This is a genomic window from Citrobacter sp. Cpo015, assembly GCF_030333035.1.
GTDB classification, from domain to species: Bacteria; Pseudomonadota; Gammaproteobacteria; order Enterobacterales; family Enterobacteriaceae; genus Citrobacter; species Citrobacter portucalensis.
The window spans coordinates 990,312-1,005,662 of sequence record NZ_JAOWGS010000037.1; the positions used below are offsets into that span (position 1 = coordinate 990,312).

The 15,351-nt window shown below is 51.7% G+C and carries 20 protein-coding genes; 8 read left to right on the forward strand and 12 right to left on the reverse strand.

The window, feature by feature from the left end:
• The first annotated feature begins 40 nt into the window (after window positions 1-40).
• Window positions 41-1,093, forward strand: coding sequence for an oxygen-dependent tRNA uridine(34) hydroxylase TrhO (gene trhO, locus OGY67_RS20480; protein ID WP_286574446.1), 1,053 nt, complete (start codon window positions 41-43; stop codon window positions 1,091-1,093).
• Between the two features lie 45 nt (window positions 1,094-1,138).
• Here trhO and OGY67_RS20485 read toward each other — a convergent pair whose 3' ends face one another.
• The 9 genes from OGY67_RS20485 to mdtH form a co-directional block, all read right to left on the reverse strand.
• A complete protein-coding gene (locus tag OGY67_RS20485) occupies window positions 1,139-1,714 on the reverse strand; it encodes a YceI family protein (RefSeq protein ID WP_286574447.1) in 576 nt (191 codons plus the stop codon).
• A gap of 1 nt (window position 1,715) precedes the next feature.
• Window positions 1,716-2,282 (reverse strand): cytochrome b, encoded by a 567-nt coding sequence (locus OGY67_RS20490; RefSeq protein ID WP_286574448.1) that lies wholly within the window; start codon window positions 2,280-2,282, stop codon window positions 1,716-1,718.
• Between the two features lie 262 nt (window positions 2,283-2,544).
• On the reverse strand, window positions 2,545-2,658 hold the full coding sequence (locus OGY67_RS20495) for a YceO family protein (protein WP_286574449.1): 114 nt from the start codon (window positions 2,656-2,658) through the stop codon (window positions 2,545-2,547).
• 55 nt (window positions 2,659-2,713) lie between these two features.
• The gene (gene solA, locus OGY67_RS20500) at window positions 2,714-3,829 is read right to left on the reverse strand and encodes an N-methyl-L-tryptophan oxidase (RefSeq protein WP_286574450.1); all 1,116 of its coding nucleotides are present in this window, start codon (window positions 3,827-3,829) and stop codon (window positions 2,714-2,716) included.
• 113 nt (window positions 3,830-3,942) lie between these two features.
• Window positions 3,943-4,197: a biofilm formation regulator BssS gene (gene bssS, locus OGY67_RS20505; protein ID WP_003036154.1), complete on the reverse strand. Its 255-nt coding sequence runs from the start codon at window positions 4,195-4,197 to the stop codon at window positions 3,943-3,945.
• Between the two features lie 340 nt (window positions 4,198-4,537).
• Entirely contained in the window at window positions 4,538-4,783 is a 246-nt protein-coding gene (dinI, locus tag OGY67_RS20510) for a DNA damage-inducible protein I (RefSeq protein ID WP_003036157.1), read from the reverse strand.
• Window positions 4,784-4,849: 66 nt separating this feature from the next.
• Window positions 4,850-5,896 carry a dihydroorotase gene (gene pyrC / locus OGY67_RS20515; RefSeq protein WP_008784353.1) on the reverse strand — a complete coding sequence of 349 codons (1,047 nt, stop codon included), beginning with the start codon at window positions 5,894-5,896 and terminating at the stop codon, window positions 4,850-4,852.
• 105 nt (window positions 5,897-6,001) lie between these two features.
• Window positions 6,002-6,562, reverse strand: a complete 561-nt coding sequence (locus OGY67_RS20520) for a lipoprotein (protein ID WP_020996498.1) — start codon at window positions 6,560-6,562, stop codon at window positions 6,002-6,004.
• A gap of 114 nt (window positions 6,563-6,676) precedes the next feature.
• The gene (gene mdtH, locus OGY67_RS20525; protein WP_048235656.1) at window positions 6,677-7,885 is read right to left on the reverse strand and encodes a multidrug efflux MFS transporter MdtH; all 1,209 of its coding nucleotides are present in this window, start codon (window positions 7,883-7,885) and stop codon (window positions 6,677-6,679) included.
• Window positions 7,886-8,144: 259 nt separating this feature from the next.
• Between mdtH and rimJ the strand changes: the two genes are divergently transcribed.
• The 4 genes from rimJ to murJ all read left to right on the forward strand — a co-directional run bounded on the left by rimJ (window position 8,145) and on the right by murJ (window position 12,093).
• Window positions 8,145-8,729, forward strand: a complete 585-nt coding sequence (rimJ, locus tag OGY67_RS20530) for a ribosomal protein S5-alanine N-acetyltransferase (RefSeq protein ID WP_003832145.1) — start codon at window positions 8,145-8,147, stop codon at window positions 8,727-8,729.
• A gap of 34 nt (window positions 8,730-8,763) precedes the next feature.
• The gene (locus OGY67_RS20535) at window positions 8,764-9,411 is read left to right on the forward strand and encodes a YceH family protein (protein ID WP_286574451.1); all 648 of its coding nucleotides are present in this window, start codon (window positions 8,764-8,766) and stop codon (window positions 9,409-9,411) included.
• 1 nt (window position 9,412) lies between these two features.
• Window positions 9,413-10,336 carry a Gfo/Idh/MocA family protein gene (locus OGY67_RS20540; protein ID WP_167819794.1) on the forward strand — a complete coding sequence of 308 codons (924 nt, stop codon included), beginning with the start codon at window positions 9,413-9,415 and terminating at the stop codon, window positions 10,334-10,336.
• A gap of 221 nt (window positions 10,337-10,557) precedes the next feature.
• Window positions 10,558-12,093, forward strand: a complete 1,536-nt coding sequence (gene murJ / locus OGY67_RS20545; protein ID WP_003832150.1) for a murein biosynthesis integral membrane protein MurJ — start codon at window positions 10,558-10,560, stop codon at window positions 12,091-12,093.
• Between the two features lie 85 nt (window positions 12,094-12,178).
• On the opposite strand, the gene flgN is transcribed toward murJ, so the two are convergent.
• The 3 genes from flgN to flgA form a co-directional block, all read right to left on the reverse strand.
• Entirely contained in the window at window positions 12,179-12,601 is a 423-nt protein-coding gene (flgN, locus tag OGY67_RS20550; protein ID WP_003036178.1) for a flagella biosynthesis chaperone FlgN, read from the reverse strand.
• Between the two features lie 3 nt (window positions 12,602-12,604).
• Window positions 12,605-12,898: a flagellar biosynthesis anti-sigma factor FlgM gene (flgM, locus tag OGY67_RS20555; RefSeq protein ID WP_032942956.1), complete on the reverse strand. Its 294-nt coding sequence runs from the start codon at window positions 12,896-12,898 to the stop codon at window positions 12,605-12,607.
• 93 nt (window positions 12,899-12,991) lie between these two features.
• Complete coding sequence (gene flgA / locus OGY67_RS20560; RefSeq protein ID WP_008784358.1) at window positions 12,992-13,651, reverse strand: flagellar basal body P-ring formation chaperone FlgA; 660 nt, start codon at window positions 13,649-13,651, stop codon at window positions 12,992-12,994.
• 157 nt (window positions 13,652-13,808) lie between these two features.
• On the opposite strand from flgA, the gene flgB reads away from it, so the two are divergent.
• From flgB to flgD, 3 genes are read left to right on the forward strand one after another with little or no spacing between them, the layout of a single operon-like run.
• Window positions 13,809-14,225 carry a flagellar basal body rod protein FlgB gene (flgB, locus tag OGY67_RS20565; protein ID WP_003036189.1) on the forward strand — a complete coding sequence of 139 codons (417 nt, stop codon included), beginning with the start codon at window positions 13,809-13,811 and terminating at the stop codon, window positions 14,223-14,225.
• Between the two features lie 3 nt (window positions 14,226-14,228).
• A complete protein-coding gene (gene flgC, locus OGY67_RS20570; RefSeq protein WP_003036191.1) occupies window positions 14,229-14,633 on the forward strand; it encodes a flagellar basal body rod protein FlgC in 405 nt (134 codons plus the stop codon).
• Window positions 14,634-14,644: 11 nt separating this feature from the next.
• Complete coding sequence (gene flgD, locus OGY67_RS20575; RefSeq protein WP_008784359.1) at window positions 14,645-15,343, forward strand: flagellar hook assembly protein FlgD; 699 nt, start codon at window positions 14,645-14,647, stop codon at window positions 15,341-15,343.
• Window positions 15,344-15,351: the final 8 nt, after the last annotated feature.

A 15,351-nucleotide genomic window follows, 5' to 3' on the forward strand; every position in this document is an offset into this window, starting at 1 on the left:
CCGATTTTCATTTATTCCTTATTTGCAGGATACGTACACCATGCCAGTGTTACACAACCGCATTTCGAACGACGCCCTCAAAGCCAAAATGCTGGCCGAGACCGAGCCGCGCACGACGATCTCATTCTATAAATATTTCACCATTGCCAATCCTCAGCACACGCGTGATGCGCTGTACCAGATGTTCACCGCATTGAACGTCTTCGGGCGAGTATATCTTGCCCATGAAGGAATTAACGCGCAAATCAGCGTACCGCAAATCAACGTCGAGGCATTTCGCCAGCAGCTCTATGCGTTTGATGCTGCATTGAAGGATTTACGTCTGAATATTGCGCTGGATGATGACGGTAAATCGTTCTGGGTACTGCGTATGAAAGTCCGCGAACGTATCGTGGCGGATGGTATTGACGATCCAGACTTTGACGCCAGCAACGTGGGGGATTATCTCAAGGCAGCAGAAGTGAACGCCATGCTGGACGATCCTGAAGCGGTATTCATTGATATGCGCAACCACTATGAATATGAGGTGGGGCATTTCGAGAATGCGCTGGAGATCCCGGCAGACACGTTCCGCGACCAGTTGCCGAAAGCTGTTGAAATGATGCAGGCGCATAAAGATAAAAAAATCGTGATGTACTGCACGGGTGGGATCCGCTGTGAGAAAGCCAGCGCCTGGATGAAACACAATGGATTTAGCAAAGTCTGGCACATTGAGGGCGGTATTATTGAGTATGCCCGCAAGGCGCGTGAACAGGGACTTCCGGTACGTTTTGTCGGTAAAAACTTTGTCTTTGATGAGCGTATGGGCGAAAGGATCTCTGAAGATGTTATCGCGCATTGCCATCAGTGCGGCACGGCGTGCGATAGCCATACTAATTGCAAAAATGATGGCTGCCATCTGTTGTTTATTCAGTGCCCGGCTTGTGCGCAGAAATATAAAGGCTGCTGTAGCGAGCTGTGTAGCGAAGAGAGTGAGTTGCCGGAAGAGGAACAACGGCGTCGTCGTGCGGGGCGTGAAAATGGCAATAAAATCTTCAATAAATCACGCGGTCACCTGAATACCAAACTGGGTATTCCAGACCCTGCGCAATAACATGATGCCGGATGAGGGGCAGAACCTCATCCGGTAATTCATGCGTTACTTCTGCTGAACACCTTCCACTGAGATGATCAAATCGACTTCCTGCGATGCAGGTCCGAGATCGGTGGTGATGTTGAAATCCTTCAGCTTAATCTTACCTTGCGCTTCAAAACCAGCGCGCGTACCGCCCCAGGGATCGCCACCCTGACCGATGAGCTTCGCGTCCAGCGTAACCGGTTTGGTAACGCCGTTCAGGGTCAAATTACCGGTGATATCCAGGTCATTCCCCTCTTTTTTCACGCTGGTGGAGCTGAAGGTCGCCTGCGGGAATTTTGCCACGTTAAGGAAATCTGCACTGCGCAGATGCTTGTCGCGTTCGGCGTGATTAGTGTCAACGCTGTTGGTGTTGATGGTTACGTTAACCTTATCGGCTGCGGGGTTTTTCTCATCAAAGGTAAACATACCGTCGAAATCTTTGAAAGTGCCGTACAGCCAGCTGTAACCCAGATGCTGAATACGGAAATTAACAAAGGCATGCTGTCCTTCCTTGTCAATTTTGTAATCTGCCGCCACGGCCGACCCGGTGGTGAATAAAAGAGAAGCGAGTGTAAGTCCCAGCAGGTTTTTTTTCATTTTAAGCTCCATAGTCAGATGACGATTTTCCCAACATGCGATTGAGGGTATCGTCGTTATCAATAAAGTGATGTTTCAGGGCCATCAGTCCGTGTAGTAGGGATAAAATCACCACGGTCCACGCAAGCCACAGGTGCAAGCTACCGGCGAGGTCGGCCTGGGAACCCGCATTGGCCAGGGTGGCGGGAATGTCGAACCAGCCAAAGACGCTTATCGCTTTGCCATCTGCGGTGGAAATCAGATATCCGCTGATGACTATTGAAAAGAGCAGCAAATAAAGTGCGAGGTGACCCATTGCCGCGGCGATACGGGTTAAACGGGAGTAGCTTGCCAACGCAGCAGGCTGAGGGGAGAACAACCGCCAGATAACGCGGATAACCAGTCCCATCATGAGTAGGATGCCGATGCTTTTATGCAGTTCGGGGGCCTGGTGATACCAGCCATCATAGTAGCTAAGCGTGACCATCCATAACCCCAACGCAAACATGCCATATACAGCAATCGCAACCAGCCAATGTAATGTGGCTGACACTACGCCATAGCGCTGTGGAGTATTATTGAATTGCATAAGCACACCGATTGATATTTCAGAAGTGAATGAAAATGGCGTGTAAAAGACATTAATGCAACTAATAAATAACAATAGTGATGATATTTATTTTTTGTTCAATAAAGTTGACTGATTGTTGAGGTAATCATCAAGGGATTAGTGCGAAAATATGTGGCGGGGCTTAGTCTATGGGGTGTTGTGGTTTTTGTTATTGTTCAGTTTATTGCAATGAAAATTAAGCTAATCTCAATTTTTGTCAATTATTGTCAGCGCACAGGAATTAGAAAAACATAATATATATTACATCCATAATGGCCAGCAGCGACCATAAAATAATGTAGAGCATAAGGTGCTCGCGAATATTATTAACCAGATAGTTAAAGATACGGCGCATTGACGTTATTCCTGTCATTAAAAATGGCCTCACCAACGAGGCCATTCATTTATTATCACTTAAAACGGCTTAGCCTGAAGGGGGTCAGGTCAAATTCAGACGGTTTGTCCTGAGCGAAGTCTGCCGCAATCTCTCCCAGTACAGAAGCAAACTTAAAGCCATGTCCGCTCAGCCCGGTAATGATCAGCGTATTGTCATGTTCCGGCAGAGTATCAATGATAAAGTCCTCATCCGGTGAATTATCGTAAGTGCAGGATGCGCCGTGCAGGCAACAGCCAACGCCAGGCAGAATTGTGCGCAGGAATGGGAAGGCTTCAGAACCGTCGCTGGCTACAGCGGCAAATGGCTTACGCTCTTCTGCAGAGTGAATTACCTGTCCGCCATTGTGCTTACCAATTTTCAGCTCGTCGTTTTCAGCCGGGAAACCGTAGTATTGATCGCCATTTGGCAGCTCGCCGGTGAAAGCCGGGAAGTTATTCTTAACGCTGTAGCGCCCATCGGCCTGATACCAGGCGAACACTTTGCGCACCGGTTGTATCGGTAGTTCAGGGACTAAAGCCTGCACCCAGGTACCGGCGCTGATCACTGCTTTTTTCGCATGGTAGTCACCGTCAGCCGTTTCTACCGTGATGCCATCATCACCGTGATGAATTGCGCTGACCGGGCATTTAAACAGTTGCGCACAGCCTGCTTCTTCCGCCAGACGGATCCAGGTTTTAATTGCTAACTCACTGCGTAAAAAACCGGACTCCGCTTCAAACAGACCGACATAGTTGTCAGGAACGCGAATTTCCGGCCAGCGAGCCATGATTGCCGCTGCATCTAATTGTTCAACGTTAAGTTGCCACTGTTTTGCGCTTTGCGCTGCAGTTGCTATGAAGGTTGACTCTGCCGGACCGAGGTTGATAACTCCGGAGCGAACAAAAATCGGTTCTTCATTATGGGTGGACAGTTCATCCCACAATGTTTGCGCACGTAGCACCAGCGGAACGTATTTTTCGCCTTCGCCATAAGCATGACGAATTAATCGAGTATCGCCGTGGTGGCTGCCCTGTTGATGTGGTGGCATATGCGCATCGATCATCAGAACCTTCAGACCGGCACGAGTGGCATAGTATCCAGCTGCGGCGCCTACCGAACCGCTGCCAATAATGATTAAGTCGTATTTCATCCGCTTCTCTCTGCAATCGCGATAGTAGAAGGGTAAATAACTGACCTGGAATATTCAACCTGGAAATAAGAAAGGCACCGCTAAGGTGCCTTTGATGGTTGGATGTATCAGGTTTAATGTCGCTGATACTCATTTACCTGGTAATCGCCAGATTCAATTTTGGCGATTCCTGCTTCTAATATCGAAATAAATTGCCTGGCAACATCAGTGGTTAACCAGAGCGTTTGACCAACTTCAGTCCCATCCGGGTCAGGGCGGTTCGGGGTTTGGTAGTGCAAACGCAGCATCAGCGCATCGTAGCTATCAACAGTGCTGATGTCCCACCCTACAAGCGGATGAGTCTGAATGACTTCATTATTCTTTTCCATCATGCCCCCTAATTCGTGTTACTAGACAACGGTTTTCGAGGTTCAATGCGTTTTTTTCTGAAGCAACTTCAGTATATCAATAAATAAGGGTATTCATTGAAAATTTAAAGAGGGAAGGGCATAAAATTTTTGTTTTCAGCGTTATCTGACTAAGAAACCGACATGTTATTCATTTTTTTTTAGTATGTTGCACAATTATTTTGTTGTTTTGGTTAAAAGATAATCGGTGGGTTAATATTAAATTAAATGCTCGTCAGAAGAAATGCGCGATTGATTACAAGATAGCGTGTATAAAAAAGCCGGGGCGACCCGGCAAACAAACATCACTGCATATCGTTATTTATTCGTTGATGAACCAGTCATCCGCGCTTTCCCAGGTTTCCTGTAAGATCTCGCTGATGCGTTCTTTGTCCTCTTTGGTCGCGCCAATAACCGACAGATTGTTTGCGCCGGCATAACGGACGGTAACGTTACCTTCGTTATCCGGAAAATGGTGCTGAATACGGCGGGAGAGTTCACCTGCCAGTGCGTCAATTGCACCGGCAGGTAAAGGTGAAGTTTTGGCAATAGTGACTTCAATACGCATAGTAGCCCCCTGTGGAATATACTGTTTATTTATACAGTTATTCGAGTCGGTTGGCTACACTTTTTTTTAGCTTTTTACTGACCAGCGTACCGTTTCGCCACCCAGGAAAGGCACCAGCGTATCGTCTTCCAACGCTATGCTCTCAGGAACAAGGTGCTCCATGCGTTCCAGCTCAATAAAGGTCTCATTTACCGGCAAACCATAGAACTGTGGGCCGTTGAGTGAGCAGAAGGCTTCGAAATGGTCCAGCGCATTCATCTCTTCAAACACGGTGGCATAGCTGCCTAGTGCGGTCGGTGCATTAAAGCATCCAGCACAGCCACAGCTTGACTCTTTGCGATGACGTGCGTGCGGCGCTGAGTCGGTACCGAGGAAGGCGCGCGTAAACCCGCTGGCAACCAGTTCACGCAGCGCCTGTTGGTGGACGTTACGTTTGAGGATCGGCAGGCAGTACAGGTGAGGACGAATCCCGCCAACCAGCATGTGGTTGCGGTTAAACATCAGGTGCTGTGGCGTAATAGTCGCTGCCAGAAGCTCGTTACCGTCGCGCACGTATTCGGCAGCATCTTTGGTAGTGATATGCTCGAACACTACTTTCAGCGAGGTCAAACGCTGGCGCAGCGGTTCCATCACCGTTTCAATAAAGCGCGCTTCGCGATCGAAAATATCGATATCTGCATGCGTCACTTCGCCGTGCACCAGCAGCGGCATACCCAATTTTTCCATCCTCTCCAGCACCGGCATGATGGCGTCAATAGAGGTTACGCCATGCGTCGAGTTGGTGGTGGCATTGGCCGGATAGAGTTTTGCTGCGGTGAATACGCCTTCGTTAAATCCACGTTCCAGCTCGTTGGGATCCAGCGTATCCGTTAAGTAGCAGGTCATTAATGGTGTGAAGTCGTGTCCAGCAGGTACCGCGTCAAGAATGCGCTGGCGATAAGCGATAGCCGCGTCAACCGTGGTGACGGGCGGTGCCAGGTTCGGCATGACAATGGCGCGACCATAAATTTCACTGGTGTAGGGCACGACAGTTTTTAACATGTCGCCATCGCGAAAGTGAAGATGCCAGTCGTCTGGGCGGCGGATCTTTAAAACCTGGGATGGTGCAGTCATTAATATGCTCCGGCTGAGGATAGTCTTTTTTGCCGGAAACAAAGGATAAGCGGAAACGTTTTCGTTTGCACGAAAAAAAAGGGCGCATCGGCGCCCTCAGTTTTATTAGTCGGTGAACGGGATGATGATTTCCCCCGGTTTCACCTCAATTCCCTTCGCCAGTTTTTTCGCCAGTGCTTCACCCTGGCTACTGTCATCCTGCAGAATGTAGGCTGGCTGCTGGTTGAAATAGTTACGCAGCGACTGGTTTAAATAAGGCATCAGCGTTTGCAGTACCGACTGCATTTTTTCTGGTGTAACGGTCGCATCCACGACTTCCATCTCTTGCAGATAAATTGCGCCTTTCTCTTTGTTGAATACCGGTAAGGCTTTTAACTTCAGCTTCATGGTCGCTTTTTGGCTGCCAAACAGGGAATTCATGTCCAGGTTGGCATCACCGGTCAGCGTCACTTTATTGGGTTCTTCACGGCCAATCTGACTGGCGAGATTATTTAGTACGATGTGTGCTTCAGCAACGCCGGGCAAGCCGATATCTTTAGAAAAGTTATTATGCTTTGCCAGGGCCTGATTAATTTCTTGCTCGCTAACCGTGTATTGCGTGAGTTGATTACAACCAACCAACAGGCCGCTGACAATCAGTGCAGCGGCAAAAAAAAACTTTTTCATGGGGTTCCTCAACATGATGCATGTGGCGTAATCGTGACACAAAGCATCATCGAGTACCAGCGCCCCGGACGCCAGCAGAAAAAACTGAAAAGCGCCCGGACGCAGGTTCGGCTATCAGGCGTCTGGCTCCAGCATGCCTCTCGTTGGGCGTTTGATACTGAATTGCCAGCCCAGCGCCAGGAAGGTGATGAGGCCGATAATACCGAGCATCATCCAGGGCAACTCAGGCTGTGCCAGGGCCTTGCCCATGTCAAACAGCCAGCCGCCGCCGATATATCCAATTGCGCCGCCGATAGCGAGCCCCAGTCGACTGAAGCCCATATAGCTTCCTCGGGCACGTGCATTCGCCAGTGAGGCGCTAAGGGTTTCACGCGCTGGTTCGGCGATGATCGAGCCAATATAGAACGTACAGATCAGGGTGAACAACTGCTGCAAATTCCCCACCAGACCGATCGGCATCATGCTCAGAGACATCACCAGCAGACCGGCCATCAGACGATGTTCAAGGCGAAAACGTTTTTCACTCCAGCGGGCAATTGGGTAGAGCAGCGTCAATGAGAGGCACGCCTCGATGGCATACATCCATTTCACGGCGGCCGGTGAACCTGCGATGTCGTTCACCATGATTGGCAGCATCAGCATCACCTGTACCGCCAGCATGTAATAGCCCGCCAGCGTCAGCACATAGGTGACAAAGCGCTTGTCATGCATCACGTGGCTCATCCCTTCGCGCACTGGAATTTTCACCGTCGACAGCTTCCATGCCGGGAGCAGCCAGGCGTTAAACGCCGCGCACAGAACGAACAAAATTGCGCCGGTGGCACAGACAAGACGGAAATCGTATTGTAATAACCAACTGCCAAGCAACGCGCCAACCACGGCTCCGGCGCTATCCTGCATCATCAGAATAGAGAAAAAGCGCCCACGCTTTTCCGGGCGGATCAGTTTAACCACCAGCGCCGAGCGGGGTGGGTCGAATAGTGTACCGCCCAGTCCGGAGAGAAAGCAGGAAAACCACAGCAGCCACGGCTCATGGGCAATGCCCATGGTGGCGAACCCGGCAGCGCGCATCAGCATGCCGGTGACGATCATCGGTTTTGCACCGAAACGGTCCGCAATAGCACCGCCGAAAATACCCAACCCCTGCTGGATAAATTGACGTAATCCTAGTGCAATACCGACCATCACGGCGGCCCAGCCCATTTGGTCGACGAAACGAATTGAGATCAGCGGGAAAACGACGAAGAAACCCAGCACGACCAGCATATTATCGATGAGAAGGAAGTATTTACCCAGGTTCCTTGCCTGCGAGACTTGCGACATTTCCCCTCCAGGGAAAAACTCGTCACTCTGGATAGAGTTTAAAAGATAAGCACCTCCTATTCTGCGGTGTCGTCATCGCTTTTCCCACCCTTCGCGGGACAATATTTTTTTATCAAAAGTCCGTCTTGATAGAGAGTTTTCATCAAAATGTGTGAATAATTCAAAAAATGGCATTTTGCTCTTTTCACAGGGCGTATTCGCACAGGTATAGTAATGCGAATAGCGTATTGAAGACGTTACGGGAAGGAGTAGGTATAGAATGTTTGGCTATCGCAGTAACGTGCCAAAAGTGCGCTTAACCACCGACCGCCTGGTCGTGCGTTTAGTGCATGAGCGTGATGCCTGGCGTCTGGCAGATTATTACGCAGAAAATCGTCATTTCTTAAAACCCTGGGAACCTATTCGCGATGAAAGCCACTGCTATCCGTCCGGCTGGCAGGCACGTCTGAGCATGATCTCTGAGTTTCATAAACAGGGCACCGCCTATTATTTTGCGCTGCTCGATCCGGACGAAAAAGAGATTATCGGCGTTGCGAACTTCTCAAACGTAGTGCGGGGATCCTTCCATGCCTGTTATCTCGGCTACTCCATTGCGCAGAAATGGCAGGGGCAGGGGCTAATGTATGAAGCCTTAACCTCGGCCATCCGTTATATGCAACGCACGCAGCATATTCACCGCATTATGGCTAACTACATGCCACATAATAAGCGCAGCGGTGACCTGCTAGCGCGACTGGGTTTTGAAAAAGAAGGGTATGCCAAAGACTACCTGCTGATTGACGGGCAGTGGCGCGATCACGTGCTGACGGCGTTGACCACATCAGAATGGACCCCCGGCCGCTAAGTTTCAGATGCAGCCATGATTAATGGAGAAGACGATGAAATACGAATTAACCGCCACCGAAGCGCGAGTGATTGGCTGTTTATTAGAAAAACAAGTGACCACGCCGGAACAGTACCCACTCTCCGTTAATGGAGTCGTAACAGCCTGCAATCAAAAAACGAATCGTGAACCGGTGATGAACCTGTCGGAATCGGACGTGCAGGAGCAGTTGGATAACCTGGTTAAGCGACATTTTCTGCGCACGGTGAGCGGTTTTGGCAATCGCGTCACGAAATATGAGCAGCGTTTCTGCAACTCTGAATTTGGCAATCTGAAGCTTAGTGCCGCAGAGGTGGCCATAATCACCACACTGCTGCTGCGGGGCGCTCAGACGCCTGGTGAACTGCGTAGCCGCGCATCCCGTATGTACGAATTCAGCGATATGGCCGAAGTGGAGTCGACGCTGGAAAATCTGGCGAACCGGGAAGATGGGCCTTATGTGATCCGCCTGTCGCGTGAGCCGGGCAAACGTGAAAGTCGCTATATGCACCTGTTTTGTGGTGAGCTTGATGAAGCCATTGCCGCGGCAGATGAACTCCCTGTAGCCTCCGGTGATCTGCAGGCGCGCGTGGAAGCGCTGGAAACGGAAGTCGCAGAGCTTAAGCAGCGACTTGATTCCTTGCTGGCGCACCTGGGAGACTAACGTGAATAAATTACGTATCGGCGTAGTCGGCCTGGGCGGTATTGCGCAAAAGGCCTGGCTACCCGTGCTAGGCACCTCCGCGGACTGGACGCTGCAAGGCGCCTTTTCACCTTCGCGCGATAAAGCGCAGCGTATCTGTGATACCTGGCGAATACCCTACGTGGATTCATTGAAGAATCTGGCGCAAACCTGCGACGCGGTTTTCGTCCACTCCAGTACCGCGACGCACTATGCGGTAGTCAGTGAATTGCTGAATGCCGGAGTTCACGTGTGTGTGGATAAACCGCTGGCGGAAAACCTGCACGAGGCTGAGCAACTGGTCGAGCTGGCCGCGCGGAAAAAACTCACGCTGATGGTCGGGTTTAACCGTCGATTTGCACCGCTGTACCAGGAGCTCAAAACCCAGTTGGGCACCGCAGCGTCTGTACGTATGGATAAGCACCGTACGGATAGCGTTGGGCCGCACGATCTGCGCTTCACTCTGCTGGACGACTATCTGCACGTGGTCGATACCGCTTTGTGGCTGGCGGGAGGGCAGGCGCAGTTAAATAACGGCACGCTGCTGACCAATGAATCTGGTGCGATGCTCTACGCCGAGCATCATTTTTCTGTCGGTCAAATGCAGATAACGACCAGTATGCATCGCCGTGCCGGTAGCCAGCGCGAGAGCGTGCAGGCGGTGACGGACGGCGGCCTGATTGACGTCACTGATATGCGGGAATGGCGGGAGGAACGTGGGCAAGGTGTTGTTCATAAGCCGATAGCGGGCTGGCAAACGACCTTAGAACAGCGTGGTTTTGCCGGATGCGCACGTCATTTCATTGAGTGCGTGCAAAATCAGACGGTTCCCCAGACGGCAGGCGAGCAGGCGCTACTGGCCCAGCGTGTTGTTGAAAAGCTGTGGCGGGAGGCGATGGCTGAATAACCCCCTGTAACATCTGGCGGTAGTAATTCATTGTAATCCAGGTACTATATGCCCACTCAAAATAACACCTCTTTTCAACCATAGCTGGTTTGTCGGCCTGATAAGGTGCCAGGGTGTCGCCATCAGGCACAGCAAAAGTGTCGGATGGCGGCGAGAATGCCTTATCCGACCTACGGGCAGGTTTGTCGGGGTTTTGCCTCAGAGTCTGGAATACAACATAGATGAATTTATTAAAGTCGCTGGCAGCCGTCAGCTCGATGACGATGTTTTCACGTGTGCTGGGTTTTGCGCGTGATGCGATTGTCGCCAGAATCTTTGGTGCAGGGATGGCGACAGATGCCTTTTTTGTGGCATTCAAACTTCCTAACCTGTTGCGCCGAATTTTTGCCGAAGGCGCATTTTCGCAGGCGTTTGTGCCGATTCTTGCTGAGTACAAAAGCAAGCAGGGGGAAGATGCTACCCGCGTGTTTGTTGCCTACGTTTCCGGACTGTTGACGTTGGCGCTGGCCGTGGTGACGGTAGCCGGGATGTTGGCTGCGCCATGGGTGATATTAGTCACCGCGCCGGGATTTGCTGACACAGCGGATAAATTTGCGCTGACCACTCAACTGCTGCGGATCACTTTTCCCTATATTCTACTGATTTCACTGGCCTCACTGGTTGGTGCGATCCTTAATACCTGGAACCGCTTTTCCATTCCTGCGTTTGCCCCGACATTTCTGAATATCAGCATGATCGGCTTCGCGCTATTTGCGGCACCCTATTTTAACCCGCCGGTGCTGGCGCTGGCGTGGGCCGTTACGGTTGGCGGCGTGCTACAGCTGATTTATCAGCTTCCGCACTTGAAGAAAATTGGCATGCTGGTGCTGCCGCGCGTGAACTTCCGTGATGCGGGGGCGATGCGTGTCGTCAAGCAAATGGGCCCGGCGATCCTTGGGGTATCTGTCAGCCAGATTTCACTGATCATCAATACGATTTTCGCCTCGTTTCTGGCCTCTGGCTCAGTTTCATGGATGTATTATGCCGACCGTCTGATGGAGTTTCCGTCCGGTGTTCTGGGCGTGGCGCTGGGGACTATCCTGCTGCCATCGCTGTCCAAAAGCTTTTCCAGCGGTAATCATGATGAATATTGTCGCCTGATGGACTGGGGCCTGCGTTTGTGTTTCCTGTTGGCATTACCGAGTGCCGTAGCGTTGGGTATTCTGGCCAAACCGCTGACGGTGTCTCTGTTCCAGTACGGTAAATTTACCGCCTTTGATGCCGCGATGACCCAGCGTGCGCTGGTGGCGTACTCGGTAGGTTTGATTGGCTTGATCGTGGTGAAAGTGTTGGCTCCGGGCTTTTACTCGCGCCAGGATATTAAAACGCCAGTGAAGATTGCCATTGTGACGCTGATTATGACCCAGGTGATGAACCTGGCGTTTATCGGGCCGTTAAAGCATGCCGGATTGTCGCTGTCGATTGGTCTGGCGGCATGTCTGAACGCTTCACTGCTGTACTGGCAACTGCGGAAACAGAAAATCTTTACCCCACAACCGGGCTGGAGCTGGTTCCTGGCGCGTCTGGTGATTTCCGTGCTGGTGATGTCTGCGGTGCTGGTTGGGATGCTCTACATCATGCCGGATTGGTCGCAGGGAACGATGTTGTGGCGTCTGCTGCGTCTGATGGCGGTCGTGGTGGCAGGTATTGCCGCTTACTTCGCAGCACTCGCCGTACTGGGCTTTAAAGTAAAAGAGTTTGTGCGCCGGACGGCGTAAAGGATCAATGCCGGATGGCGGCATAACGCCGTATCCGGCCTACAAAAGGCGTAGGCCTGATAAGCAAAACGTTATCAGGCTGACATCAAATAGAGAATTTTTTCCCGCCGCGGTGCGCAGCAGAGGTTTGACCGTTTGCGCCATACAACGCCGGTTCCTGGTGCGGTTTCAGCACTTGTATTGCTTGTTGATTACGCTCGATCTGCCCTTCCAGCAGCCAACCGTTGTGCTGGTTGAGGTCGCGTAAATGCTGTGTTTTCTTGGTGATAGTCTGCCAGCGTTCAGCAATCTCATCATTGGCGCTGCGCGTGGCGTCATGTTCCAGGCGGCGCTGCTGCTCAAGATAATCAAGGGTTGCCAGCAAGGAGCTTTTTTCTTCTGTAATACGCTGTAGCTGGCTGCCGTTGATATGCCCTGCGGAAAGCTGCTGCTGTTCAGCATCCATTACCGTTTTTAGGTCATTGAGAACGGTCGTCATCTGGTCAAGTATTTCTGACAAACGAGTCATACTTTATTTACTCTGTAGGTAGCTCTGCGCCTCGCGAATCAGCGAGTCGGCAATTTTTCCGGTATCCATTTTCAATTCACCGTTACGGATTGCGGTTTTCAGTGCTTCCACGCGTTCCATATTGATGTCATTGCTGCCGGGCTGCATCAGTTTGGCCTGGGCGTCGCTCAGCATGACGCTGGTGCTGGTGGTCGCGGTGGTTTTTTCCTTCCGCGCTTTTTGTACCGGCGCATCGCTGGTTTCACGCGGCTGAACGGTGCTTACTGGCTTCAATGGTGAGGTACGATCAATGCTCATTTTATTTTTCCTCATCGAGGGGTTACGCTATAGCGGCCCGCTGTAATCATTGGTTGTTTATCTATCGGCACACGCTAAAAAATCTTTAACCTATTATAGGTTAATAAGAATATTCCCATCAGAATCGACGACGCCGCTCACCACCTGGCCTGAAATCATCCGCACTCGCGCATTCTGTGCGACAGCGGCGTTGTTCAGCGCTTTACCTTCGGCATTGACCCGAAATCCATCTCCGTTGGCAATAACCAGTACGCGCTGACCGGCCTTGATCCGCCATGCCTGGCGCAACATCGAAAGCTGTATCGGTTGGCCCGGCACCAGATCGCGCAGGCTCACTGCATCTTGCACCTGACTCATATCCAGCACCGCGCGCGGCGGTAGTTGGTCCAGTCGACCACGTTTCAGCGTTACGCTGGCTGGGGTCAGGGTGCTACCTCGCGCTACGGATGCAGCGGCAACAACGTAGTTTCCCGTCGCCTGCACGTTCACTTGCAGATAACGTTTTTCGTTGGCACAGCGGGCCAGCACATTCACATTGCCCCACAGTTTTGCGCTACCTGACACGCTTAATGCCGGTTGTTCGCAGTTGGGCAATAAGTTTGGTGACGTTCGGATAGTGACTACCACCTCATCGCTAAATCCGGCCAGGCGCTGGGAAAACCATGCCGTTAGCTGCGAATTCAGGTCTTGTGCCAGCGTCATAGGGCTGAACAGCAGTGCTGCCACGACTATTCCACGTTTAAACGTTTGCATCAAAACCTCGCGCTTTTTCAGGTAGTGGCAGGATTTTACCTGTGTGACGCAGTCATCAACGCAACAAATAGCGACGCATTTTGCGTTTATTCCGGCGATAACGCGCGCGTAATGGGATTTAAGCTGTCGGCTGAATTTTGTCATTTGCGGAGGAGATATGCTCGATAAGCTCGACGCCGCCTTACGTTTTCAACAGGAAGCGCTGAATTTGCGCGCCCAACGCCAGGAAATATTGGCGGCCAACATTGCCAATGCCGACACGCCGGGGTATCAGGCGCGCGATCTGGATTTCGCCAGTGAATTAAAAAAAGTCATGGTGCGAGGACGGGAAGAAACCGGCGGCGTTTCGTTGACGCTGACCTCTGCACAACACATTCCGGCCCAGACCGTTTCTGCGCCGTCTACGGAGCTGCTCTACCGTATTCCTGACCAGCCATCTCTTGATGGCAACACGGTAGATATGGACCGGGAGCGCACGCAATTTGCAGACAACAGCCTCAAGTATCAAATGGGGCTGACGGCGCTGGGGGGACAAATCAAAGGCATGATGAACGTGCTGCAAGGAGGGAACTAATTCGTGGCGCTGTTAAATATTTTTGATATCGCAGGTTCTGCGCTGACGGCTCAGTCTAAACGCCTGAACGTCGCGGCCAGCAACATGGCGAATGCGGATAGCGTCAGCGGACCCGACGGTCAGCCGTATCGCGCGAAGCAGGTTGTTTTTCAGGTAGATGCTGCGCCAGGTGCGGCAACCGGTGGCGTAAAAGTCGCTGACGTCATTGAAAGTCAGGCGCCGGATAAGCTGGTTTATGAACCCGGTAATCCGCTGGCCGATGCGAACGGCTACGTAAAAATGCCGAATGTGGACGTTGTTGGCGAGATGGTCAACACCATGTCTGCCTCACGTAGCTACCAGGCAAACGTCGAAGTGCTCAACACCGTGAAAAGCTTGATGCTTAAAACGCTGACGCTAGGCCAGTAAAGGAGGCGCACATGTCTATTGCTGTAAAAATGAATGACCCGAGCACGACGGGGGTTAATGCCGCCACGGGGAACAGCTCCCTGACGGGCAGCAACGCCGCTGACCTGCAAAGCAGCTTTCTTACGCTGCTGGTTGCACAACTGAAAAACCAGGACCCTACCAACCCGCTGCAAAACAACGAACTGACTACCCAGTTGGCGCAAATCAGTACCGTGAGCGGGATTGAGAAGCTGAACACTACGCTGGGATCGATCTCCGGGCAGATCGACAACAGTCAGTCACTGCAGGCCAGTACGCTGATTGGCCACGGTGTCATGATCCCGGGTACCACCATCCTGACCGGTAAAGGGACAGAAGAGGGTGCCAAAACCACGACAACACCATTTGGAATTGAGCTGCAGCAACCGGCAGATAAGGTTACCGCAACCATTACCGATAAAGACGGCAAAGTGGTGCGCACCATTGACATTGGCGGGTTGAAAGCAGGCGTTCATACCTTTACCTGGGACGGCACCATGACCGATGGCACGGATGCACCAAGCGGTTCTTACAACGTGTCAATTGCTGCCAGTAATGGCGGAACGCAACTGGTGGCCCAGCCGCTTCAGTTTGCGCTGGTGCAGGGCGTTATTCGCAGTAACGGCGGTAATACGCTGGATCTGGGCACCTATGGAACCACCACCCTCGACGAAGTACGGCAGATAATTTAAGCCTTCAC